Here is a 24,507-nt window from a genome sequence, read left to right as displayed (position 1 = left end):
CTGGGCCGCCATGTCCGTGCCCGACGCAGCACACCCTGGTGGGCGGTAGCTCGGGGGCGCGCGAGCCCAACAGCAAGGGCTCGCGCGCTCATTCCTCAGATGTCGAGGAAGCGCACGTCCTTGGCATTGCGCTGGATGAACGTGCGGCGGGACTCGACGTCCTCGCCCATGAGCACCGAGAAGATCTCGTCGGCCGCGGCCGCGTCGTCCATGGTCACCTGCAACAGCGTCCGGTGGTCCGGGTCCATCGTGGTGTCCCAGAGCTCGGAGTAGTCCATCTCACCCAGGCCCTTGTAGCGCTGGATGCCGTTGTCCTTGGGCACTCGCTTGCCCTGCGCGATCCCGGCCTCGAGGAACGCGTCGCGCTCCCGGTCCGAGAACACGTAGTCGTGCGGGGCGTTGCTCCACTTGATCCGGTACAGCGGCGGCTGCGCGAGATAGACGTGGCCGTTCTCGATGAGCGGGCGCATGTACCGGAACAGCAGGGTGAGCAGCAGGGTGCAGATGTGCTGGCCGTCGACGTCGGCGTCGGCCATGAGCACGATCTTGTGGTACTTGAGCTTCGAGATGTCGAAGTCCTCACCGATGCCGGTGCCGAACGAGGTGATCAGCGCCTGCACCTCGGCGTTGGACAGTGCCTTGTCCAGCCGCGCCCGCTCGACGTTCAGGATCTTGCCGCGCAGCGGGAGGATCGCCTGGTTGTGCGGGTTGCGGCCGCGTACCGCGGAACCGCCGGCCGAGTCACCCTCGACGACGTAGATCTCGCACTCGTCCGGGAACCGCGACTGGCAGTCCCGGAGCTTGCCCGGCATTCCGCCGCCGTTGAGGACGCCCTTGCGGCGGGTTGCCTCGCGCGCCTTGCGCGCGGCGATGCGCGCCTGCGAGGCCGAGATCGCCTTGCGGATGACGTCGCGCGCCTCGCCCGGGTGAGCGTCGAACCAGTCGACGAGCTGCTCGCGCACCACACGCTGCACGAAGGTCTTGGCCTCCGTGTTGCCGAGCTTCGTCTTCGTCTGGCCCTCGAACTGCGGCTCGCCGAGCTTCACCGAGATGACGGCGGTGAGGCCCTCGCGGATGTCGTCGCCCGTGAGATTGTCGTCCTTCTCCTTGATGATGTTCTTGTCCCGCGCGTAGCTGTTGACCAGCGTGGTCATGGCCGCGCGGAAACCCTCTTCGTGCGTTCCGCCCTCGGTGGTCGAGATCGTGTTCGCGAACGTGTGCACCGACTCGCTGTAGGCGTTGGTCCACTGCAGCGCGATCTCGACGGCGATCTTGCGCTCCGTGTCCTCGCTCTCGAACCAGATCACGTCCGGGTGGACGAACTCCACCCGCTTCGCGGAGTTGAGGTGGTGCACGTAGTCCATCAGGCCGTTCTCGTACTTGTACGTGACGGTGCGCCAGCCGTCCGACTCCGAGCCGGGCTCCTGGGCCACGCCGTCGGCCGTGGGCCGGCTCTCGGTCCCGACCACGTCGTCCGCGGCGACCTCGCGCTCGACGCCCGTCACCTCGTCGGTGGGGGCGGAGTGGCCCGCACGCTCGTCGGTGAGCGTGATCTTCAGGCCCTTGTTGAGGAACGCGTACTGCTGGAACCGGGCGCGGAGCGTCTCGAAGTCGTACTCCGTGGTCTCGAAGATCGTCCCGTCGGCCCAGAAGGTCTGCGTGGTGCCGTTGCCCTCGTCGGGGCCGAGCGGCTCCAGCCGGTCGACGCCGGTGACCGGGTTGCCACCCTCGGTGTATTCCTGGCGCCAGTGGTACCCGTCGCGGCGTACCTCCGACACGAACCGGTAGCTCAGTGCGTTCACCACGGACATGCCGACGCCGTGGAGGCCACCGGAGACGGCGTAGCCGCCCCCGCCGAACTTGCCACCGGCGTGCAGGATCGTCATCACGACCTCGAGCGTGGGCTTGCCCTCGGTCGGGTGCATCGCGACCGGGATGCCTCGGCCGTCGTCGGTGACGCGGACGCCGCCGTCGGCCAGGAGCCGCACGTCGATCTCGGTGGCGTGGCCCGCCAGGGCCTCGTCCACAGCGTTATCCACAATCTCGTACACAAGGTGGTGGAGCCCACGCTCACCGGTCGATCCGATATACATGCCCGGTCGCTTACGAACGGCCTCGAGACCTTCCAGGACTGTGATGTTCCCGGCGTCGTAGCCGCCGTCGATTCGCTCTGTCACGGGCGGGGTTGCTCCTCGTCTTTCAGGCACACGATGTGCACGACGACGGACGTACCAGCGGCTGCACGAGCGGCTCGGGCCCACAGGGGCCCATGCCGTGCTCGGTTGCTGACGTACGGTCCGACGGCTCGTCGGTGCTCAGCGTTCCGGGTCCTCAGGACGTTCCTGGGAACCCGGCGCGGTTGACCCCCTCATACTACCTTCTGAGCGGCGAAAACCCGGGATCCGAGGCTGTTTGTAGCCACTCCTCCACAACCTTTCTCCACAGGGTGATTTTTGGGGTCCTGGCGCGGCTCCGAGGGGGCTGCGAGTGCCTCGATCGGGCGACCCGTCCAGCCCTCCGGCGCGGGCCTCGCTCGAACGCGCCTCGACGCGGCAAGGGCGCCCCCCGGTCGGTCGACGGCGACTGTGCGGGTGGAGGGACGGTGGCGCACATATGTTCGCAGTCCGAACCTAACCCCTCGGTGGGGTCCTCGAATCGTCATGTCCGCGGGTGCCGAAGGTTTGGCAATGACCACCCAAGGGCGGCATTTCGCTGATTTGGCGTTATCTGCTCTAATAGCGCCGACCGGTCATATGCGCATCTAGCGCCCAGTCTCTCTCGAAGGACTTCACTGTGAAGAAATTCCTCGCGGGCGGCGCCCTTGCCGCTCTTACGCTCGGCGGCCTCGTCGTCGGCGCGGCACCCGCGTCCGCCCACACCCCCGCCGTCAGCAGTGCCTGCGACGTCGAAGCGGGTTCGTCGATCACCTACAACCTCGCCTACTACGCTGATGGCGACAACAAGTTCACTCTCGTTGTGGACGGCAAGATCTATGTCGAGGAGACGTTCAGCAAGTCTCTCTCCGACACCGTGGTCGTGGAGGACTCGACCATCGAGCACACCTGGGAGGCCAGCGTCGTCGCCAGTGACGGCGAAGAGTTCAACTGGGGTCCGGGCAACGAGGAGGCGCGGACCCCGAGGGGCATCGAGAAGGTCCCGGCCACCGGCACCATCGAGGCCTGCGTCGATGCGGAGCCCACGCCGGAGCCGTCGCCCAGCGAGCCGGTCGTCGAGCCCACCCCGGAGCCCTCCGAGCCCGCCGTCGAGCCCACCCCGGAGCCGTCCGAGCCGGTCGTCGAGCCCACCCCGGAGCCCTCTGAGCCCGCCGTCGAGCCTTCCGAGGACGCGTCCGTCGCGCCCGTAGCCCCGGTCGACGAGCCGTCGCCGTCGCCCAGCCCTTCTTCTGACGAGCCCCCGGTGCTCGCCGCGACCGGTGCGACCGTCGGTGGCGCCATCGGGTTCGCCGCACTGCTCGCCGCTGGTGGCGTCGCCCTCGTCTGGGCCCGCAAGCGCCTGCAGAACGCGTGAACCACGTAGTTTCTGGCTGACGCTACGGCGCGGCTGATCCAAGAAGGGCTCCCCGGCCTCGGCCGGGGAGCCCTTCTTGCTGCGCGGTTCCTACCGGGCGGTCAGCCCCAGGTGTCCCGCGGGCCGGGGCCCCGCACGGATCGAGGCCCCTTCCGGAAGCCAGGGCCGGCAGGCCCGAGCACCGTGACCTCCTCGACCACTCCCTCTCCGATCTCCTCCGCCATGCGCCGGCGCAGCGTCGGCGCGAGCAGTCGGAGCTGGGTGGCCCAAGCCGTCGAGTCCGCCCGCACCACGAGCACCTTGTCCTCGAAGGTCTCCGGCGTGCAGTGGTCAGCGATCTCCGGGCCCACGACCTCGCGCCAGCGGCCCATGACGCCGCCCACGGAGACCTCCTCGGTCCAGCCCTTCTCACGCAGCAGCCGTCCGACCAAGGAGCCGAGCAACTGCGGATCACGTGCACCCGGACCCGATCCGCTCGACCGCGGCTCGGCCAGGGGAGAGCGGCGCGACGGTGATCCGGGCCGCAGCCCACGCGCCCGAGCTGCGGCCTTGGCGCGGTTCAGCGCGGCGCGCGCGACCTCGGAAGGGGGTGTCAGAGGAGGCTCAGAGTTATCCACAGGCCCCTGTGGAGAGTCTTCAGTCACGGGTCACCGTCCCGGGTTCCACGTGAAACCGCACGCCCTCCAGAGCGGCCGGGATGTCCTCGGCCACAGCCGCCGTCACCAGTACCTGGCGAGCAGGGAGCACCAGGTCCGCGAGCCTCTGCCTGCGCCGGACGTCGAGTTCGGCAAACACGTCGTCGAGGATCAGTACGGGATCGGCATCCGTACCCAGGTCGGGGTCCCAGAACGCGGGTGAATCCGCCGAATTCTGCGGATCTCCTCCGAGAAGACGGAAGGACGCGAGACGCAGCGCAAGGGCGAACGACCACGATTCACCATGGCTCGCATACCCCTTGGCCGGCAAGCCACCCAGGGTGAGGACGAGGTCGTCCCGATGCGGACCGACGAGGCTCACACCGCGTTCCAGCTCTTGCGGCCGCGCTGTGACCAGGGCCTCCAGCAACAGGTCGCGCAGGTGTCCGACATCCGCAAAGTTATCCCCAGGCCCTGTGGACAACTCCGGTGGATTACCTGCCGAGAGAGCTGGCAGAGATGACCGATACGCGATCTCCGCATCGCCGTCGGCATCGCTCACCTGCTCGTACGCCGCGGCCACTGCCGGACGGAGCGCGTCGACCAGCTGTATCCGCAGCGACAGGATCTCCGCCCCGAGCTCGGCGAGCCGGGCATCCCACACGTCGAGTGTCGCGAGCTCCGCCGCAGCGCTCTCCGCTCGCGGCGAGCCGCTCGAGCGCCGCGACGCCCGAGCCGACTTCAGCAGTGCGGACCGCTGGCGGAGCACGCGCTCGTAGTCGGAGAGCACCGCGGACACGCGCGGCATCATCAAGACCAGCAGCTGGTCCATGAAGCGCCGCCGGCCGTCCGGCTCTCCCTTGACCAGGGAGAGGTCCTCTGGCGCGAAGAGCACCGTGCGCAGCACCCCGAGCACGTCCCTCGCTCGCACCGCCTGGCCGCGGTTGATGCGCGCCCGGTTCGCCTTGCCCTGGGTGATCTCCAGCTCGACCGTGCTCGCCCGGTCACCCCGGACGATCCGTGTGCGCACGACAGCGCGATCGGCACCGGACCGGATGAGCGGCGCGTCCGTGGCCACTCGATGCGAACCGAGCGTCGCGACATACCCGATCGCCTCAACGAGGTTGGTCTTGCCCCGGCCGTTGCGCCCTACGAAGGCGTTGACCCCGGGCTCGAGCTCCACGTCGGCCGACGCATACGACCGGAAGTCCAGCAGGGAGAGGTGGGAGACGTACATCGGTAGGAGATCGTACGTCCCGCGCGCTACTCGGCCGACTTCACCGCGTGCCCGCCAAACTGCTGACGCAGTGCGGCGACCGCCTTCATGGCGGGCGACTGCTCCTGGCGGGAGGCGAAGCGGGCGAACAGCGCGGCGGAGATGACGGGCAGCGGAACGGCCATGTCGATACCCTCGTCCACGGTCCACCGGCCCTCGCCGGAGTCGTCGACCCAGTCGTCCAGGAGGGCGAGCTTCGGGTCCTGCGCGAGCGCCTTGACCATGAGGTCCAGGAGCCAGGAGCGCACGACGGTGCCACGGCTCCATGCCTTCATCGTGCCGTGCACGTCGGTGATGACGTCCGACTTGGCGGCAAGCAGCTCGTACCCCTCGGCGTAGGCCTGCATGAGCCCGTACTCGATGCCGTTGTGGACCATCTTGGCGTAGTGGCCGGCGCCGACGCCGCCGGCGTGCACGAAGCCCTCCTCGCGGGGGCCTTCCGGACGCAGCACGTCGAAGACCGGCATGACGGACTCGACGTCCGCTGCCGCGCCGCCGACCATGAGGCCGTACCCGTTCTCCAGGCCCCAGACACCGCCGCTCACACCGACGTCGAGATAGCCGATGCCGTTCTTCGCGAGCTCTGCGGCGCGCTCCTGGTCCTCGACGTAGTGCGAGTTTCCGCCTTCGATGACGATGTCGCCCTCGGAGAGGATCTCGGCGAGCTGGTCGAGCACCCCGCGCGTCGGCTCACCCGCAGGGACCATCACCCAGACGACTCGCTTGTCCGCCGGGAGCGCGGCCGCGAGGTCGGCGAGCGTCGGGACGTCCGACACCTCCGGACGCGGATCGAACCCGGTGACCTCGATGCCGCCCTTGCGCAGGCGGGACCGCATGTTGTTGCCCATCTTCCCCAGGCCGACCAGGCCGATGTGGGTGACCATGTGCGTGAATTCCTCCAGGGTCGATCAACGGCCTCGCTCGTGGCGGCCGTCCTTGGTGCAGGCTGGCTGTCCAGTCTGATGGGTGTGAGCTGTGGATGACGGGGCGCTCCGCCGGAGCGCCCCGTCTCGTCAGCCAGTGAAGCGGATCGGGACCAGCAGGTACCGATAGGCGGAGTCGTCCTCGCCGTCCAGGCTGCCCTGACCGGTGAACTCGACCGGCTTGTTGGGGTGAGTGAACGACAGTCGAACGAAATCAGTACCCAGTGCGCCGAGCCCGTCGAGCAGGAACTGCGGATTGAACGCCACCGCGATGTCCTCGCCCACCAGGACCGCTTCCAAGGCCTCGGAGGCTTGTGCGTCGTCACCGTGGCCGGCGTCGAGCACGACCTGTCCGTCGCTGAACGAGAGGCGGATCGGGGTGTTGCGCTCCGCGACGAGGCTCACACGCTTGGCGGCCTCGATCAGGGGCGCGGTGGCCACCACGGCGTGGATCGGCGTGCTGTCCGGGAAGAGCCGACGAACGGCGGGGTAGTCACCCTCGACCAGCTGTGATGTGGTCTGGCGACCGCCGGCCTCGAAGCCCACGAGGTCAAGGCCCTGGCCTGTGGACAACCCGACGTTCACGAGCCCCCCGGAGCCGAGGGACTTGGCGACGTCGCTGAGCGTGCGTGCACGGACGAGAGCCACGGCGGAGAAGCCCGGGGTCGCCGGGGTCCAGGTGAGCTCACGGAGGGCCAGGCGGTAACGGTCCGTGGACAGGAGGGTGATGCGCTCACCCTCGATCTCCACCCGCACGCCGGTCAGCAGCGGCAGGGTGTCGTCGCGGCTGGCCGCGACGGTCACCTGGGCGACGGCGTGCGTGAACGCGTCACCGGAGACGGTGCCGCTGACCTCGGGGAGACCCGGCAGAGCCGGGTACTCGTCCACAGGCATGGTGAGGAGTGTGAATCGGCTGGCCCCACAGGTCACGACAACCTTGTTGCCCTCGAGCGCTACGTCCACAGGCTTGTTGGGCAGTGCCCGCGAGATCTCGGCCAGCAGGCGACCGGAGACCAGGACGGTGCCCGGCTCCGCGACCTCGGCAGGGATCTCCGAGCGCGCAGACGTCTCGTAGTCGAAGCTCGCCAGGTTGATGACGCCCTGAGCATCAGCCTCGATGCGGACGCCGGCGAGGACCGGAGCCGGCGGGCGCGTGGGGAGCGTGCGAGCGGTCCATGTCACGGCATCGGCGAGGACGTCGCGCTCGACCCTGAACTTCATGCCGTTGCATCTCCTCTTGTTCCTGGACTGTCGAGGGAAACCCTACGCGAGTTGCTGACTGCGTGGCACTCCAGCGCCAGAGGTTGTGGATGGACTTCTTCCGGCACTTAGTACTAATGTTCGAAGAGGTGTGCCGAGCGCTCGGACCGCCTGATGAAGGCGTGTGGATTCCCTCTGAGAGATAGATGTCGTAGTCGTAGTAGGGGTTGTGGAAACTGGGGATATCCGGTCTTCCCGCAGGTCAGAGGCGGTTTCCTCCTGTGGAGGAGCTGTGCACCGATCTGTGCAAGAACTGGGCGCTGCTGTGGACGGCCATTTTGTACACACAGGCTGTCCACCGTTTTGGGGTCCGCCGCCCACAGAAAAAGGGCCTTCGTCCACACCCGTCCACAGGCTTGTCCCCAGGTGTGTATCGGCAGGTCAGGACGATCGGCGGAGTTCTGCACAGTGTGCGTCCACAGCGCTGGGGACGAACTGAGTGAAACGGCAGGAACCCGCGGCTCCGCGTGTGGACAGACCTGTGGAGGTGCAGATATGCAACACCCCTGTGCACCGGTCAGGCTGTGCACAGGGGTGGGGACAAGTGTGAAAAGGGGCGTGCTGTCCGAATTTGGGGCGCTGGATCGGCGTCTGCGTCAGCCGCGCTGTTGCTGCTTGATCCGGCTCGTGAGCTCGGTGACCTGGTTGTAGGTCGAGCGCCGCTCAGCCATCTGGCCCGCGATCTTCTTGTTCGCATGCATGACCGTGGTGTGGTCGCGCCCGCCGAACTGCTGGCCGATCTTGGGCAGAGACAGGTCGGTGAGCTCGCGGCACAGGTACATGGCGATCTGTCGGGCGGTGACCAGCACACGAGACCGCGACGAGCCGCAGAGGTCGTCGATGGTCAGGCCGAAGTACGCGGCGGTCTGCGCGATGACGACGGCCGGTGTGATCTCGGCGGTGTCGTCGTCATCGGTGATCAGGTCCTTGAGAACTATCTCGGCGAGGGCCAGGTCCACCTGCTGTCGGTTCAGGTTTGCGAACGCCGTGACGCGGATCAGGGCACCTTCGAGCTCCCGGATGTTCGTCGAGATCCGCGAGCCGATGTAGGAGAGCACGTCGGCCGGCACGTCGAGGTGCTCGCTCGCCGCCTTCTTCCGCATGATCGCGATGCGGGTCTCGAGGTCGGGGGGCTGGACATCGGTGATGAGACCCCACTCGAAGCGGGAGCGCAGCCGGTCCTCGAAGCCGTTGAGCTGCTTCGGCGGGACATCGGACGTGATCACGACCTGCTTGTTGGCGTTGTGCAGCGCGTTGAAGGTGTGGAAGAACTCCTCCATCGTCTGTTCCTTGCCCTGCAGGAACTGGATGTCGTCGATGAGGAGCACGTCGACGTCGCGGTACCGGCGCTGGAACGCACCGGCCTTGCCCTCACCGATGCTGTTGATGAAGTCGTTGGTGAACTCCTCGGAGTTCACGTACCGCACGCGGATGTGTGGATACAGGTTGTGGACGTAGTGCCCGATGGCGTGCAGCAGGTGGGTCTTGCCCAGTCCCGAGTCGCCGTAGATGAAGAGCGGGTTGTACGCCTTGGCCGGCGCCTCGGCCACGGCGACGGCGGCCGCGTGTGCGAACCGGTTGGACGAGCCGATGACGAACGTCTCGAAGATGTACTTCGGGTTCAGCCGGGTGGGCTCGGCAGACGGCTTAGGAGCCGGCTGCGGCGCGATGGGCATCTGCGCCTGCTCCGGCTCGGGCGGTTCCTGCTCGAGGGAGAGCGTGGCCGGCCCTGAGATCTGTGACGGGCCGGCGAGCGTCCGGCTGCTCAGCTCGGGGTCGACGGTGATGCCGAATCGCACGTCGCGTCCGAGTACCGACGACATCGCGGACACGAGGTCGTCGCGGACCGCCGTCTCCAGGTACGTACGGGTCTGTTCGTGGGGGACAGCGATGAACACCATGTCGTCCAGCACTGCCATCGGCTTGGCCAGGCGGATGAAGGCGAGCTGCCGAGGGCTCATATCGGGCCGGGCCTCGAGTGCCGTCAGGGTCTGTGCCCAGACGTCACCGATGTTCTCGTCCGGGTTGGCCACTGGCTTTCCTTCGTCTCGTGCGCGGGTCCTGCGAGTGCTGGGGGTGTCTCGGAGTCTGCCATGATGGGGCACCGTCCACACAGTTGTCCACAGGTTGTGGATTGCGCAGATCGCCCCTGAACAAGTGGTACGCGGGCAGGCGAACGAGCCCTCCATGGGACTGGTCGAGACACCCGGTGTGGCGCGTCCGACACGCATGATCCTGCCGTTCTGGTTTGACCCGGAGGGCGTGGGCGGCGTAACGTCATACAGCCGTTCCAGGTACTTCTGCGCGCCCACACACGGATTCGGGCCACGTCTTTCGACGTTGGCCACGACCAGTGGAGCAGGCCCCGGGTCGGCGAGGCCAATCGTTGTACTGAACGGCCAACTTTCACTGCATCGTCGAGGACAGACGGTGTGCCTACCCCGACGTTCTTGGAGTACCTCGTGAGCAAGCGGACCTTCCAGCCGAACACCCGCCGTCGTGCAAAGACCCACGGCTTCCGGCTGCGCATGCGCACCCGCGCCGGCCGCGCCATCCTGGCGGACCGTCGTCGCAAGGGTCGCGCCGAGCTCTCAGCCTGAGCCATGCTGCCCGCGGCGCACCGTCTGCGCCGTTCCGTCGACTTCGAGCGGACGGTGCGTCGCGGCACGCGTGCAGGTCGATCGACCGTGGTGGTTCACCTCTTGATGCCGGACGAAAATGTCTCGGACACAGGATCGGGAACTCCACAGGTCGGTTTTGTCGTTTCCAAGGCTGTGGGTAACTCTGTGCAGCGCAATCTCGTGAAGCGTCGGCTCCGTGCCGCCGCGGCCGAGCAGCTGTCGGTGTTGCCCAGTGCTTCCCGGGCTGTCGTGCGCGCGCTTCCGGCGTCATCGTCGGCCACGTACACAGATCTTGAGCGCGACCTCGACTCGTGCCTGCGCCGTGCGGTCGCACGCGCGACCGGAGACGGGAAGAGATGACCACCATCCCTGCGCCCGAGGGTGAGGCACCGCCGCGCGAGCCATCGCTGATCGGCCGGCTCCCGGTGACCCTCCTCGTGGGGATGGTGCGCTTCTACCAGGCGTTCATCAGCCCGATGAGCCCTCCGAGCTGTAAGTACTACCCGTCCTGCTCGCAGTACACCGTGCTCGCCTTGCGGCGGCACGGTGCGGTGCGTGGGCTGGGTCTCGCGCTGTGGCGCCTGCTGCGGTGCAACCCGTGGAGTCTCGGCGGCGTCGACGACGTGCCGCCCGTGCGCGGCGCGCACACCCACGCCGAGGGCTGACCTGCCCCGGCTCGGTCCACCGACACGACACCGCACCTCCCCGCAGACTTCGCGTCACCAACTCTGGAGCTTCTTGACCGATGGACTTCTTCGCATTCCTCTGGCCGATCGAATGGGTCGTCGCCTGGATCATCTACGGGTCGCACTGGGTCTTCACGACACTGGGGATGAGTTCCGGCCCTGGCACCGCGTGGGTTCTGTCGATCGTCGCGCTGGTGATCGTGATCCGCATCGTGCTCATCCCGCTCTTCTTCAAGCAGATCAAGGCTTCGCGCGGGATGCAGATGATCCAGCCCGAGCTGCAGGCCGTGCAGAAGAAGTACAAGGGCAAGACGGACCCGGCCTCTCGCGAGAACATGACGCGCGAGACCATGGAGCTCTACCGGAAGCACGGGACGAACCCGTTCGCGTCCTGCATGCCGATCCTCCTGCAGTCGCCGATCTTCTTCGCGCTGTTCCGCGTGCTGAACGGGCTGGAGTCCATCTCGACCGGTAACGCAGACCCGATCGGACCGATCACCCAGTCGGTTGCCGGTGACATCGAGTCCTCGACGCTCTTCGGCGCTCAGCTGAGCGACGTCTTCCTGCAGACCGACTCCTGGGTGTCCCGCACCGTGGTCATCGTGCTGATCGTCGCGATGAGCGTCACGACCTTCACCACGCAGCGGCAGCTGACGATGAAGAACATGCCGCCGTCGGCCCTCGAGGGCCCGATGGCGCAGACGCAGAAGATGATGCTGTACATGCTGCCGCTGGTCTTCGCGATCTCCGGCGTGAACTTCCCGGTCGGTGTCCTGATCTACTGGACGGTCACCAACCTCTGGTCCATGGGGCAGCAGTACTACACGATCAAGCGCATGCCGACGCCAGGCTCCATCGCCGAGAAGCAGATGAAGGAGCGGCAGGCCGCGAAGGCCGCCAAGCGCGCCGCCAAGACCGGCGAGGTCATCGAGGACGAGACTCCCGTGGTGGAGCAGCCCAAGACCGGCCAGCGCGTGCAGCCGAAGCGGAAGGACCGGCAGAAGGGCACGGCACGTCCCGCGCCCACCCGTCCGGTCATCGCGCAGTCCGCGCCGCAGGACGCATCGCTGCAGGACGCATCGGAGCCGGCTCCGGCTCCGGAGAAGCAGACCGGGCCCAAGCCCAAGCCCTCCGGTACGACGCCGGGCAAGCAGCCCGGTGCGAAGCCGAAGCCGTCCGGCACGACACCCGGGTCCACCCCGACGTCGTCGGGCAAGCGCAAGCAGAAGAAGTAGGAGGAGACCCGATGAACGCGAGCACAGGTACGGCCGCGCCCGACCCCGCGGCTCCGGTCGTGGATCCGGAGGACCGGACCAAGCGCCTCGAAGAAGAGGGCGAGATCGCGGCCGACTACCTCGAGGAGTTCCTCGACATCGCCGACCTCGACGGTGACATCGACCTCGACATCAAGCACGACCGTGCCGCGGTCGAGGTGGTTGCCGACGATCCCACGTCGCTGGCGCACCTCATCGGTGGCGAGGGCGAGGTGCTCGACGCGATGCAGGAGCTCACGCGCCTGGCGGTGCAGACCCGCACCGGGGAGCGAAGCCGCCTGATGCTCGACATCGGTGGTTACCGCGCCGCTCGACGGGTGGAGCTCACGCGCCTCGCGGATGCTGCGGTCGAGCAGGTGCGCAGCTCCGGCCAGGAGATCGAGCTCGAACCGCTGAACGCCTTCGAGCGCAAGGTGGTGCACGACGCAGTGGCTGCAGCCGGACTGGTCAGCGACTCGCGTGGTGTCGAGCCGGAGCGATATGTAGTGGTCCAGCCCGCTGAGGCGCCGGGAGCGACCACGGACTGATCTGTTGGCCTCTGCTGAGGGCCGGTGCGCGTCCCGAGGACGCGCACCGGCCCTCGGTATGTTGAGCTCCTTTCGACAGCAACTGGAGGACGGGACGTGGAAGGTTCGGACGAGGCGGGGCAGGAGATGCCTGTCGGAGACGCGGTCGTGCCCGACAGCGAGACGCTCGGTGCGAGTGCTGCTGTCAAGGCTCACCTGGGCGATGCGTACGACGGCGTCGCGCGCTACGCGGAGATGCTTCGTGACCAGGGAGAGCTCCGAGGGCTGATCGGTCCTCGTGAAGTCCCGCGCATCTGGGAGCGGCACATCCTGAACTCCGCTGCCGTCGTGCCGTACCTTCCGACGTCAGGTTCGGTGGCGGACATCGGATCGGGCGCAGGACTGCCGGGCGTGGTGCTGGCGGTCATGCGGCCGGAGCTCGAGGTGATCCTCATCGAGCCGATGGAGCGGCGGACGACGTGGCTCGCAGAGGTCGTCGGGGAGCTCGGCCTGAAGAACGTCCAGGTGAAGCGTGGGCGTGCGGAGGAGTTCCACGGCGCCTTCGAGGTCGACGCGGTGACGTGCCGGGCCGTAGCCGCTCTGTCCAAGCTGGTCCGTATGAGCATGCCGCTCGTGCGGGTGGGCGGTGAGATGGTGATCCTCAAGGGCCGCAGTGTCGCGGAGGAGGTTGAGCCAGCGCGCAAGATCCTCCGGAAGTACGCGGCGGGCCAGCCCGACATCCTCGAAGGCATCACGGTCGAGGGCGTTGAGTCGACGACGATCGTGCGGGTGCGTCGAGGGAAGTAGGTCGAACCGCGCAGGATGTTTCACGTGGAACGGGAGCAGTCGCCTGAGGCGAGGGCTCCCGTTCTTTCGTGGTGGCGCGGGATGCGCTGCCGGCCGTCGACTGCCGGGCGGGCCGGGAGGCCCTGCGTGGGCGAGGACGTCGTGGGCGGGGTCCGGGATCGGTGGTCGGATCCCTCCCAGCGCGGAACTGTTGGACTCGGAGACGCTTCGGCAGGTCGATGTGGAGGCTCGGTGATGTGAGCCCAGTCTTCGGCCGGTCGCAGGGCTGAAGCCGACGGTGGCCATAGGGCGTCTGAGTGGATGGCTCACGGCTCGGAGAACGGCGATCAGAAGAGTTCGGCGGTCCCTGTTTCACGTGGAACGAGTGAGGGATGGGAGCAGAGCGCCCACGAGCGCTGGTCGACATCAGGTCCGATGCGAAGGGCGGAGGGCGGGTCGCCGGCTCTCTCGCTCGGCTCCTCGCCGAAGTTGCGTGGTGTGATGCGAGGCGCCTCTCGCGACTGATCCGGCCGTCAGGGGAGCGACTGGGTGTGAGGCAACCCGGACGGCACGCGACGACGCAGTCCGATCCGAAGAGGCTGGCATGCTGTGACCGCACCGCTCGCTCGCCCAGAGGGCAAGCGTTCCTCTTGTGCCGCCCCGAGACCGAGCGCGCCTGTTTCACGTGCATCGCGTTTCACGTGAAACGTCGAGGAGTACGGAGCCAGCGGCTCATGCCATCCGCAACCTACACGGCTCGACAACGGCGACTGGCCCGGATGGAACTGGTGGAAGGAATCTGGCGGGCTCGGCAGCCACAGGAGGCGTCCGATGTGCCTGGCTGGGTGCCTCGAGCGGTCCGGGAAGGAGCGCACCACGACGGGTGCGGCTGTGCCTCTGCATGGCACCACGAGGTACCCCCGAGCCAGGGGAGGAAGAGAACTGGAGGGTGCCGAGGATGACGACACCCCGCTTCGGCAGACGTGTTTCACGTGAAACTCCACCCTGAGACGTGACAGCCTCCGAGGAGAGGGCAACGGCACCTTTCGGGCGGCCCGGTGCTGAGCTTCGATCGTCGGGCAGAGATCGGGGGGCAAAAGCGGTAGATGAGCGGAACCGATCCCTCCGAGACCGGCGTTTCGACGCGGCTGAGCAGGCCGTCGACCTTAGCGTTACAGACGTGTGCTTCTTCAGACGAAAGTCCAAGCGAGTAGCGGCAGCCGCGTCCGTTGCGGCGTCGGCTGTCACCGAGACGGCGTCCGACTCGTCCGCTTCCGAACCGGCCTCCGCTCCGGGGGAGTCCGCGACAGCGACTGAGCAGACGGCGGCGATGGTTTCGGCGCAGACGTCGACCGTGGCCGTGCTCGACGAACGGCCGGCGCGGGATGTCGAGGCCACGTCCCAGGGGACGACGGACACGTCCGGTGAGGGACCGACTGAGGTCGACGCGACGGCGGATTCCCGGGAAACCCCGTCGTCACGAGCCAGTGATCCCTCGAGCGAGGACGATGAAGCAGACGGCGCGACCGGGCTGACATCCGACACGACCGACGATCCGCCGGTAGATCAGGCGACACATGCGCATGAACCGGAGGGAGCGGCTGCTTCCCCGGGGGCGTCGCCAGACGGCGACCCCGAAGACGCGCGCTCAGCCACCGCAGCGTCAGGCGCCGTCGGTGAGACCGGATCCGGAGAGGTCACCCCGGCCGAAGCGGAACTGTCCGAGCCGGAGGATGTCACGGGGAAGCTTGAGGCGGGCGAAGACGGAACCGGCGTGACAAGGGCTCGTGCGGACGGGACGGTCGACGGAGCCGTCCTGTCGTCCGAGGACATGGCGCTTCCGCAGCCCGAGATCGTGGACGGCGTGCCGCGTGATGAGGTCTGGGGTCAGGATCGCCCCGGCCATGAGGGAAAGAGTGTCGGTGCCTTGAGTGAGCTGATCGAGTCTGTGACCATGCCCGCGGCCGAGAATGAGGCAGTTGACAGCGACTCCGAACCGACAGGGGTCGGGGCAAGCCCGATGCTGGAAGCGGCGTCGAACCGCGGACCCGTCGAGTACGGGACGGCCCCGGTGCCCTCTGACACGGATCCTGATGAGATGGAGGAAGTGCCATCGGACCGACCTGTTCCGGCTGACGCGATCAAGCGAGCGAGCGAAGCACTCGACGCAGCCGTGAACGCAGCGCCGGCGGTCCTTGGGCCGGTCTCCGAAACGGACGATGACGAGGCGGTCGCTCTCGTGGATGCAGAATTCACACATTTCGACGGAGAAACTGAGGCTGAGTCCGAGCCAGAAGACGTGGCCAGCGATTACAGTGGCCGCGTGACGGATCCGATTCCTGTGCAGAGCCTCTCCGCGCCCGGCGTTTCACGTGAAACGTCCGAGCCCGTGCAGACGCCCCATGGCACGCAGCAGCCCACGGGCGGCCCGTACGGTGGCGATGACGAGCGTCGGTCAGCCCTCATCGCAACTGTTCCGGCCGTTGACGATACGACGCCTGTCGCCGCCGAGCTCGCGATAGATGCTCGCCGACGCATCGAGCTCCAAGGGCGACGATTCCCTCGTCCACCGAAGACACGCATCATCACGGTGGCCAACCAGAAGGGCGGAGTCGGCAAGACGACGACCACGGTGAACGTCGCCGCCGGTCTTGCCCAGTCCGGGCTGAATGTGCTGGTCATCGACAACGACCCGCAGGGCAACGCGTCCACCGCCCTCGGCATCGAGCACCGTGCGGGCACCCCGTCGGTGTACGAGATCCTGGTGGAGGGGGAATCCCTCGCCAGCACGGTGCAGCAGTGCCCGGACATCCCGAACCTCTGGGGCGTGCCGGCGACGATCGACCTCTCCGGTTCCGAGATCGAACTCGTCTCGCTCGTTTCACGTGAAACGAGACTGCGCAAGGCGATCGACAAGTACCTCGCTGACCGCGTTGCAGCCGGGGAGGAGCGCATCGACTATGTCCTCATCGACTGCCCACCCAGCCTGGGGCTCCTCACGGTCAACGCGTTCGTGGCCGGGCGTGAGGTCTTCATTCCCATCCAGTGCGAGTACTACGCGCTCGAGGGCCTGAGCCAGCTGCTCAAGACCATCGACCTGATCCGCTCGCACCTCAACCCGGAGCTGCGTGTCTCGTCGATCCTGCTGACCATGTACGACGGTCGTACCAACCTGGCGCAGCAGGTCGCCGGCGAGGTTCGTTCGCACTTTCCGGCCGAGACGTTCAAGACCACGATCCCGCGCTCGGTGCGCATCTCCGAGGCGCCGAGCTACGGCCAGACCGTCATGACATACGACGCGACATCCACGGGCGCACTGGCGTACCTTCAGGCATCCCGTGAACTGGCCGAACGTGGCCAGGGTGGTTCGAGCCCGCGCCGCGCGATGCAGGCGGAGCCGGTCGGAGCGCAGGACTGATGGTTCGCAGTGACGCACGGTGCGCGATGCGGACCGTGACGATGGAGACGAAGCCTGTCCGCGCTGGGCGCGAGACCGGAACCGACGAGGAGACACGATGAGTGCGAAGCGACGCGGGCTCGGGCGGGGCCTGGGCGCCCTGATCCCGACGGGTCCTGAGCTGGACGAACAGGGTCCCGGAACAGGACCGGGGGAGTCCGACGGCGACAACGCACTGGGCGGATCGGTGGCGACCGTTGTCGAGGAGCGCCCGTCACCGGCGCTCGAAGTGACGGACGAGGTGCCGGTGGGCATCGTCCCCGTCGACACCGTCTCCGCCGACCCGTCGACGGAGAAGAAGACCAGCAAGAACAACGGGCCTCGCCCGAGCACCGTGAAGTGGGACTCAGCGATCGCGAGCGGCCGGCTCTCGGTCGCGAACGAGGCGGAAGGTGGCGGTGCCTCGGCGCTGGACGACACGTTCTTCAGTCGAGAGGAGGGCGACGCGACCGCTGTTTCACGTGAAACAGCCGAACTCCTCCCGGTGCCCGGCGCGCGCTTCGCCGAGCTGCCCGTCACTGCCATCCGGCCGAACACCTGGCAGCCGCGCACGGTCTTTGACGAGGGAGACCTTGACGAGCTCGTCGAGTCGATCCGGGAGATCGGCGTACTGCAGCCGATCGTCGTCCGTCCCGACAAGGCGAACCCTGGCGAGTACGAGCTCATCATGGGTGAGCGGCGTTGGCGCGCGACCCAGGCCGCCGAGCTCGCGACGATTCCGGCGATCGTTCGTGACACCGACGACGGCGACATGCTCCGCGACGCGCTGCTGGAGAACCTGCACCGTTCGGACCTGAACCCGCTCGAAGAAGCAGCGGCCTATCGGCAGCTCCTCGACGACTTCGGGTGCACGCACGAGGAGCTCGCGAACCGGATCGCGCGCAGCCGTCCGCAGATCTCGAACACGCTGCGCCTTCTGCGACTACCTCCGCTGGTACAGCGTCGAGTCGCCGCCGGTGTGCTCTCGGCCGGCCACGCTCGAGCGCTGCTCGGTCTGAGCGACGGAGCGGAGATCGAGCGGCTCGCTCAGCGGATCGTGTCGGAAGGTCTCTCGGTGCGTGCGACCGAGGAGATCGTCATGCTGACCGAGTCCGACGGCAGCAGCAGCAAAGCGCGCAAGGCGCCGCGAGCGGGCACCCGCAGCGAAGCCGTGGACGAGCTGGCTACCCGGCTCTCCGACCGGTTCGAGACCCGGGTCAAGGTGGCGCTCGGCAAGAACAAGGGCCGGATGACCGTGGAGTTTGCCTCGGTCGAGGACCTCAATCGAATCCTCAATGTCATGGCTCCCGAAGAGCGCGGGCTCCTGAAGCCGACCAGCGACTCCTGACATGCAGAAGGCCCGGCGCCGCTGACGCGGTGACGTCACACGAACGGCTCTGGGTGGGCTTCCCCTGGTGGAGAAGCCGGCCCAGAGCCGTTCGTATGCCGTTCAGCGTGACAGAAGTCAGCCCTGTCGCGCCCGTGCGAGCGCGGTATCGACGACCGTGCGGTACAGCGCCGCGAGGTCACGGCCGCTCGCCGCAACCGCTTGGGGCAGGAGCGACATCTCTGTCATGCCTGGCGCTACGTTGACCTCCAGGATCTGGGCGGTGCCCGAGGCGTCGAGGATCAGGTCGGTGCGTGAGAGGTGACGCAGGTGCAGAGCCACGTGAGCACGCACGGCGACGTCCGACACCTGGGCCGCCTGCTCCGCCGTGAGGCGGGCGGGTGCAAAGAACTCGGTCTCCCCGGCGACGTAGCGAGCTGCGTAGTCGTAGCCGCCGTCGGCGACGATCTCCACGGCGGGGAGTGCCTCGGGTCCGCGCGGTCCGTCGATCACGCTGACTGCCAGCTCGACACCGGTGACCGCGCGTTCGATGAGGGCGGTCTCGCCGTACGCGAAGCACTCCACCATCGCGCGCGGCAACTCCTCGGCGCGGCTCACCATGGTGACGCCGAGCGCAGAACCGCCTTCCGTCGGCTTCACGACCAGGGGGAGGCCGAGGCGCCGCACGATCGTGTCGAGCACCGGCTGCGCGCCGAGGTCCCGGAAGAGGCTCTGGGGGAGTGTCACGTAATCAGGTGTCGAGAGACCCGCGTCGAGCAGCGCAGCCTTCGAGATCGGCTTGTTCCAGACCACGCGGCTGGCGCGGGGACCGGTGCCCACGTACGGCAGGCCGAGCATGTCCAGCACATCGCGCACCGATCCGTCCTCCCCGGAGGCGCCGTGCAGCAGGGGCCAGACGACGTCGGGCCGGGCATCGCGCAGAAAGGCCAGCAGATCTGCGTCGACGTCGTGCAGCACGGCCTCCAGGCCGGTGGAGCGCAGTGCCTCAGCGACGCGTCGGCCCGACCGAAGGGACACGTCACGCTCGTGCGACAGCCCGCCGGCGAGGACGACCACCAGCGGGGTCCGGTCCGCGGCGTCGCGCAGGGGAGGGGCAGCGGGCGAGCCCGTGGGCGTGCCGGACGACGCCGGTGGGGAGGGGGCAGAGGCGGGACTGGGCATCGGGAGACTCACTCGGTAGTGATCAACGGGTCAGCTGTCATCGTGCCAGACGGGTGGATCACCGAGGTGACCTGCGCGTCCGACGTGAGCGCAACGGATCACGCCAGGTCTGGAGCAGGGCCTTCGACGTCGTCCGTGTCGGGATCCGGCTGTGCCGAGGTGCCGAAGATCTCCACCAGCTCGGACTCGCCGTTCACGACGCCGGCGAGCCGACGCACACCCTCGCGGATCCGGTCCGGAGTCGGGAAGCAGAACGACAGGCGCATGTGGTCCGAGCCGCTGCCGTCGTAGTAGAAAGCGGTGCCGGGCACGTACGCCACGCGCGCGGTGACGGCGCGGGGGAGCATCGCGCGCGCGTCGAGGCCGTCAGGGAGCCGCACCCACACGAAGAACCCACCCTTCGGCACGTTCCACGACGCACGCGGCAGGTGTTCGCCGAGTGCGCCCACCAGCGCGTCACGCCGCTCGCGGTACAGCTCCCGGTAGGCCTTGATCTGCGCCTTCCAGTCGCACGTCTCGAGATAGGTCGCGACGGCGAGCTGTGAGGCGTTCGACGGCGACAGGACCGCCGACTCGCTCGCCAGCACGAGCTTGTCCCGCACGGCGTGCGGCGCGATCACGAAGCCGACGCGGTAGCCGGGGGCGAACGTCTTGGAGAACGAGCCGAGGTAGAGCACGCCGTCCGTGTCGTAGGAGCGGAGCGCGGGCATCGGCTCCTCGTCGAAGCCGAGCAGGCCGTACGGGTTGTCCTCGACGACGAGCACTCCGTGCCGACGGCAGATCTCGAGCACCTGCGGGCGGCGCTCGGCGGACAGGGAGACACCAGCGGGGTTCTGGAACGTCGGGACGGTGTACAGGAACTTCACGCGCCGGCCGTCTGCCGCGAGGCGCGTGAGGACCGCGTCGAGCTCGGCAGGGACGAGACCGTCGGCGTCGATCGGCACCTGGACGACGTCGGCCTGGTAGGACCTGAAGACGCCGAGTGCTCCGACGTACGATGGCGCCTCGGCGATGACCACGTCACCGGGGTCCACGAAGATGCGGGTCACCAGGTCGAGCGCGGACTGTGATCCGGTGGTGACGACCACGTCGTCCGGGTGGGCGGAGACGCCCTCGAGGGCGACGACCTGGGTGATGTGCTCCCGCAGGCTCTCCTCGCCCTGACCGGAGCCGTACTGCAGGGCGGTGGTCCCCTTGGTGAGGATGAGCCGCTGCATGGTCTCGGCGATGACGTCGAGCGGGAGGCCCTCGAGATATGGCATGCCACCCGCGAGCGAGACCACTTCGGGTCGGTTCGCCACCGAGAAGAGCGCTCGGATCTCGGAGGCCCGCATGCCGTGCGCCCGCGCCGCATACGAGCCGAACCACGGGTCGAGGCGGTTACCGGCTGTCACGGGGAGCTCGTTCACGCGGCCCAGTCTCGCATGTGGCCGGTGTGCGGCCTGGAGTCCGTTCGTGGCGAAACGGTGAGATGACGCGGCTGGGAACGACAAGAGCGCGTGCCCGGAGCTCTACCTGATGACGTCATCAGGCGAACGGGTACGCGCTCTTGTCGTAGCGATGTGCGGGGGAGTCAGTCGGCGAGGACCGCGTCGATCTCCTCGGTCAGCGCACGCTTCGGACGGGCGCCGATGATCGACTTGACGACCTCACCGCCCTTGTAGACGTTGAGCGTGGGGATCGACACGATGCCGTAGTCCATGGCGGTCTGACGGTTCTCGTCGGTGTCGAGCTTGACGATCTTGATCTTGCCCTCGTACTCGTCCGAGAGCTCCTCGAGGATCGGCGCGACCATGCGGCACGGACCGCACCAGGTGGCCCAGAAGTCGACGAAGACAGGAATGTCAGAGTCGAGGACCTCGGTCTTGAAGGTGTCGTCGGTGACGTTGATGGTGCTCATCCAGCATCTCCTTGTTCGTGGCCCCCGAGAGGGCCGAGAGGGGCGGGTCGGTGGGAAGCCGGCTGGGAGATCAGTCGTTCAGCGAGTCGAGGAACGCCTGGGCGTCGAGCGCCGCGGAGCAGCCCGAGCCGGCGGCCGTGATCGCCTGTCGGTAGGTGTGGTCGACGGCGTCGCCGCAGGCGAAGACGCCGGGAAGGTTCGTGCGGGTGCTGCGGCCCTCGACGAGGATGTAGCCGTTCTCGTCCAGTTCGACCTGGCCCTTGACCAGGTCCGTGCGAGGCTCGTGCCCGATCGCGACGAACAGGCCGGTCGCTTCCAGGTCACGGATCTCGCCGGTGACCGTGTCACGCAGGCTGATGCCCGAGACCTTGTTCTCGCCGGTGATGCCGGCGACCTCGCTGTTCCACGCGAACTCGATCTTCGGGTCCGCGAGGGCCCGCTCGGCCATGATCTTGGAGGCACGCAGGTCGTCGCGGCGGTGCACGACGGTCACCTTGGACGCGAACCGGGTGAGGAACGTGGCCTCCTCCATCGCGGAGTCGCCACCTCCCACCACTGCGATGTCCTGGTCGCGGAAGAAGAAGCCGTCGCAGGTGGCGCACCACGAGACGCCGCGCCCGGAGAGGCGCTTCTCGTCCGAGAGTCCCAGCTCCCGATACGCGGAGCCCGTAGCAAGGATGACGGAGCGGGCGCGGTAGGTGTCACCACCACCGGTCACGATGGTCTTGATGTCGCCGGTCAGCTCGACCTGCTCGGCGTCGTCCCAGATGACCTGGGCACCGAACCTCTCGGCCTGCTCACGCATGGCCTCCATCATGTCGGGACCCTGGATCCCGGTGGGGAAGCCGGGGAAGTTCTCCACCTCGGTGGTGTTCATCAGTGCGCCACCGGCAGTGACCGAGCCCGCGATGACGACCGGCGCGAAGCCTGCGCGCGCCGCGTAGATGGCTGCGGTATATCCCGCAGGGCCGGACCCCACGATGACGACGTCGAGCACGGGGGCGTCGGTGGTCCCGGCAGCCGGAGCGGTGGTCTGTTCGGTCAAGGTGTTCTCCTCGAGTTCCATGGGCACACGCCATAACACGTGACCGCGTCCTAGTGTTCCAGGCCAGGTCACCTGGGGCGCGGTACCGAGCGTGAACCTCACCACAGCACATCGAACTTCTTCGATGGGTCATAGGTCCAGGTGCTCGGACGCGCAGAACGCCGGGGAAACGAACCATCGACATCATGTGTTCGTTCCCACCGGCGTTCTGGATTGCTCCTGCTGGCTGACCACGACGGGTCAGCTCAGCACTACCTCGTTCAGCTCGAGCCGGAAGCCGTCCGACACCTGCGGCAGCTCGGTGATCCAGATCGTGAACGAGTCGCTCACCACGGGTTCGGTCAGCTCGAACGTCGTGGTGTTCGAGAAGGTGCCCTCGGCGAGCACCTCGCCGCCCTCGCCGCCCTTGAGGATCTGCACCTTGCCGCCAGGGGTGTTGGTCAGCAGCTCCACCTTGGTGACCGACGCCGGCTCCCGAAGCTTGAGCTCCATGCCGAGCGAGTCCTTGAAGCCACCGAACGCGGCCTGCTGGTAGGTGGTCGTGTAGTAGAACGTGGCCGGGTCGGTGTCGTACGCGAGCTCGACCTTCTCGGGGTGGTCGATGGTCTGGCCCTCCCAGTCGAGAGTGCCCAAGAGCCCTGCCGAGTCGATCACCGGCCGCGCCTCTGTCTGCGCCGGGGGAGACGGAGGCGCGCTGCCCTCACCGTCCTCACCGCCCTCACCGGCGCCACCGGCAGACGACGTCACCGTCGGCGTCGGCGAAGCCTCGGCGATCAGCGCCGGCGGGGGCGTGAGCACGGCGTTGATCGCCCAGATCAGGCCCGCCACGACGGCGACACCCACGAGCCCGAGCACGATCGGCGTGGGATTGACGCCGCCGCGCTTGGGTGCGGGCTGGGTGGCGAACCCGCCGTCCTGGTCGTAGTAACCGGAGTTGGGGTCGTAGCCGCCCGGCGCGTACTGCGGCGGATACTGCTGAGGTGCGCCCTGCTGCGCGTACTGCGCCTGGTCGTACCCGGGCGGGACCTGACCGACCGGCTGGCCGAACTGGTCGTAGCCCACCGGGACAGCGCCTCCCGGGGGAGGCGGCGGCACAGGGCCGTGCTCGCCGTAGGTCTGCGGCTCGTAGGTGTACTCGTTCTGCGGCTCGGGATAGCCGGCGGGCACGTTGCCCGCTCCCGTCGCCATCGTCTCGTCGTTGCGTGCGATCCGGCCGGTGACGGGGCGTCGTACGGGCGGTGTGCCCTCGCCGCCGCCGAAAGCGTCGGCGATGGACTGCCGCCGCGGCCCCTCCGGCTCGGGCTGCACAAATCCAGGCAGCGATGCCACTACGGAAACCTCTCCCCACGGCAGGAGAGCCGTGGTCACGTCGTCGGGGTTCATCGGTCCGTCGGTGTTGCCGGGCGCGTCGAACGTCCGGCTCACCAGAGCATCGATGTCGGCGTCCACGTGGGGAACCAGCGTGGACAGCGGCGCCACAGCGCCGGATTCGTCGAGCTGCGCGGGCAGCGGGATCAGGGTGTCCTTCGCGATCCAGTCGGCTTCGAGGTCCTGACCGGGCCAGCGTGCCGTCATCGCGTAGTAGAGCAGGGCCACCAGCCCGTGCGCGTCGCGCTGCGCGGGCTGGACGTTGAGCGTCTCGCCGGAGGCGAGACCGCCGTCGAGCCCGAGCCCGGTGACGCGGACCTGGTGGCCGTCCACCCGCACGGCCTCGGGACGGAGCGCGGTGTGGTGCACCCCGCGTGCGTGCGCCACGCTGAGGGCGGAGGCGGCCTCGCCGACGATGGTCCGGGCCTGCTGCTCGTCCACCAGGCCGCTCGAGACGATCTCGGTCAGCGTGGTACCGGTGTGCGGTTCCGTGACGACGTACTTACGGCCGTCGGCGTCGGACCCGGCGTCGAGGACCCGGACCAGACGAGGGTCCGTCACGAGCGCGGCACGTCGGGCGGAGTCCAGGGCATCGCCGGCATAAGGCCCGGTCATGAGGGTCACGCGGACCTCGCGGTCCAGGATCAGGTCGTGTGCCTCCCAGGCGGTTGCCGCGGCAAGGTCGGTCGACGCCTGCTGGCTGAGCCTGTACCTCTCGACCAGCACACTGCCTGGCTCGACGGTGCTCACGCGG

Annotated in this window: 20 protein-coding genes; 9 read left to right on the top strand and 11 right to left on the bottom strand. The window is 67.9% G+C overall.

What is annotated here, in order from left to right; all coding sequences use genetic code 11:
- Positions 1-95: 95 nt before the first annotated feature.
- Complete coding sequence (gene gyrB / locus LUM46_RS13975) at positions 96-2,177, bottom strand: DNA topoisomerase (ATP-hydrolyzing) subunit B (RefSeq protein WP_274994663.1); 2,082 nt, start codon at positions 2,175-2,177, stop codon at positions 96-98.
- Positions 2,178-2,793: 616 nt separating this feature from the next.
- Between gyrB and LUM46_RS13970 the strand changes: the two genes are divergently transcribed.
- On the top strand, positions 2,794-3,528 hold the full coding sequence (locus LUM46_RS13970; protein WP_274994662.1) for a hypothetical protein: 735 nt from the start codon (positions 2,794-2,796) through the stop codon (positions 3,526-3,528).
- Between the two features lie 101 nt (positions 3,529-3,629).
- On the opposite strand, the gene LUM46_RS13965 is transcribed toward LUM46_RS13970, so the two are convergent.
- The 5 genes from LUM46_RS13965 to dnaA form a co-directional block, all read right to left on the bottom strand.
- The gene (locus tag LUM46_RS13965; protein ID WP_274994660.1) at positions 3,630-4,145 is read right to left on the bottom strand and encodes a DciA family protein; all 516 of its coding nucleotides are present in this window, start codon (positions 4,143-4,145) and stop codon (positions 3,630-3,632) included.
- Positions 4,146-4,164: 19 nt separating this feature from the next.
- Entirely contained in the window at positions 4,165-5,400 is a 1,236-nt protein-coding gene (gene recF / locus LUM46_RS13960) for a DNA replication/repair protein RecF (protein WP_274994659.1), read from the bottom strand.
- A 26-nt stretch (positions 5,401-5,426) separates the two neighbouring features.
- Positions 5,427-6,323 (bottom strand): phosphogluconate dehydrogenase (NAD(+)-dependent, decarboxylating), encoded by an 897-nt coding sequence (gnd, locus tag LUM46_RS13955; protein ID WP_274994657.1) that lies wholly within the window; start codon positions 6,321-6,323, stop codon positions 5,427-5,429.
- 129 nt (positions 6,324-6,452) lie between these two features.
- Complete coding sequence (gene dnaN / locus LUM46_RS13950; protein WP_274994656.1) at positions 6,453-7,583, bottom strand: DNA polymerase III subunit beta; 1,131 nt, start codon at positions 7,581-7,583, stop codon at positions 6,453-6,455.
- 635 nt (positions 7,584-8,218) lie between these two features.
- Positions 8,219-9,655, bottom strand: coding sequence for a chromosomal replication initiator protein DnaA (dnaA, locus tag LUM46_RS13945; protein WP_274994655.1), 1,437 nt, complete (start codon positions 9,653-9,655; stop codon positions 8,219-8,221).
- Between the two features lie 429 nt (positions 9,656-10,084).
- Between dnaA and rpmH the strand changes: the two genes are divergently transcribed.
- From rpmH to LUM46_RS13905, 8 genes are all read left to right on the top strand, one after another.
- Positions 10,085-10,222, top strand: a complete 138-nt coding sequence (gene rpmH / locus LUM46_RS13940) for a 50S ribosomal protein L34 (RefSeq protein ID WP_108493057.1) — start codon at positions 10,085-10,087, stop codon at positions 10,220-10,222.
- Between the two features lie 3 nt (positions 10,223-10,225).
- Positions 10,226-10,603: a ribonuclease P protein component gene (gene rnpA, locus LUM46_RS13935; RefSeq protein WP_274994654.1), complete on the top strand. Its 378-nt coding sequence runs from the start codon at positions 10,226-10,228 to the stop codon at positions 10,601-10,603.
- Entirely contained in the window at positions 10,600-10,908 is a 309-nt protein-coding gene (gene yidD / locus LUM46_RS13930) for a membrane protein insertion efficiency factor YidD (RefSeq protein WP_274994653.1), read from the top strand. Before rnpA ends, yidD begins: the two co-directional genes overlap by 4 nt.
- An 80-nt stretch (positions 10,909-10,988) precedes the next feature.
- Positions 10,989-12,164 (top strand): membrane protein insertase YidC, encoded by a 1,176-nt coding sequence (gene yidC, locus LUM46_RS13925; protein ID WP_274994652.1) that lies wholly within the window; start codon positions 10,989-10,991, stop codon positions 12,162-12,164.
- Positions 12,165-12,175: 11 nt separating this feature from the next.
- Positions 12,176-12,730, top strand: a complete 555-nt coding sequence (locus LUM46_RS13920; RefSeq protein WP_274994651.1) for a Jag family protein — start codon at positions 12,176-12,178, stop codon at positions 12,728-12,730.
- 126 nt (positions 12,731-12,856) lie between these two features.
- Positions 12,857-13,516: a 16S rRNA (guanine(527)-N(7))-methyltransferase RsmG gene (gene rsmG / locus LUM46_RS13915; protein WP_274994768.1), complete on the top strand. Its 660-nt coding sequence runs from the start codon at positions 12,857-12,859 to the stop codon at positions 13,514-13,516.
- A gap of 1,333 nt (positions 13,517-14,849) precedes the next feature.
- Positions 14,850-16,913 carry an AAA family ATPase gene (locus tag LUM46_RS13910; protein ID WP_274994649.1) on the top strand — a complete coding sequence of 688 codons (2,064 nt, stop codon included), beginning with the start codon at positions 14,850-14,852 and terminating at the stop codon, positions 16,911-16,913.
- A gap of 97 nt (positions 16,914-17,010) precedes the next feature.
- Positions 17,011-18,279, top strand: a complete 1,269-nt coding sequence (locus tag LUM46_RS13905) for a ParB/RepB/Spo0J family partition protein (protein WP_274994648.1) — start codon at positions 17,011-17,013, stop codon at positions 18,277-18,279.
- 117 nt (positions 18,280-18,396) lie between these two features.
- On the opposite strand, the gene LUM46_RS13900 is transcribed toward LUM46_RS13905, so the two are convergent.
- The 5 genes from LUM46_RS13900 to LUM46_RS13880 all read right to left on the bottom strand — a co-directional run bounded on the left by LUM46_RS13900 (position 18,397) and on the right by LUM46_RS13880 (position 24,503).
- The gene (locus LUM46_RS13900; RefSeq protein WP_274994647.1) at positions 18,397-19,440 is read right to left on the bottom strand and encodes a D-alanine--D-alanine ligase family protein; all 1,044 of its coding nucleotides are present in this window, start codon (positions 19,438-19,440) and stop codon (positions 18,397-18,399) included.
- Between the two features lie 98 nt (positions 19,441-19,538).
- Positions 19,539-20,849: an aminotransferase-like domain-containing protein gene (locus tag LUM46_RS13895; RefSeq protein WP_445376105.1), complete on the bottom strand. Its 1,311-nt coding sequence runs from the start codon at positions 20,847-20,849 to the stop codon at positions 19,539-19,541.
- A gap of 164 nt (positions 20,850-21,013) precedes the next feature.
- On the bottom strand, positions 21,014-21,340 hold the full coding sequence (gene trxA, locus LUM46_RS13890; protein WP_274994645.1) for a thioredoxin: 327 nt from the start codon (positions 21,338-21,340) through the stop codon (positions 21,014-21,016).
- Between the two features lie 70 nt (positions 21,341-21,410).
- Entirely contained in the window at positions 21,411-22,406 is a 996-nt protein-coding gene (gene trxB / locus LUM46_RS13885) for a thioredoxin-disulfide reductase (protein ID WP_274994644.1), read from the bottom strand.
- A gap of 219 nt (positions 22,407-22,625) precedes the next feature.
- Entirely contained in the window at positions 22,626-24,503 is a 1,878-nt protein-coding gene (locus tag LUM46_RS13880; protein ID WP_274994641.1) for a hypothetical protein, read from the bottom strand.
- Positions 24,504-24,507 lie beyond the last annotated feature (4 nt).

The organism is Promicromonospora iranensis (genome assembly GCF_028994805.1).
Taxonomy (GTDB): domain Bacteria; phylum Actinomycetota; class Actinomycetes; order Actinomycetales; family Cellulomonadaceae; genus Promicromonospora; species Promicromonospora iranensis.
This window is presented reverse-complemented; position numbering and strand designations above follow the sequence as displayed.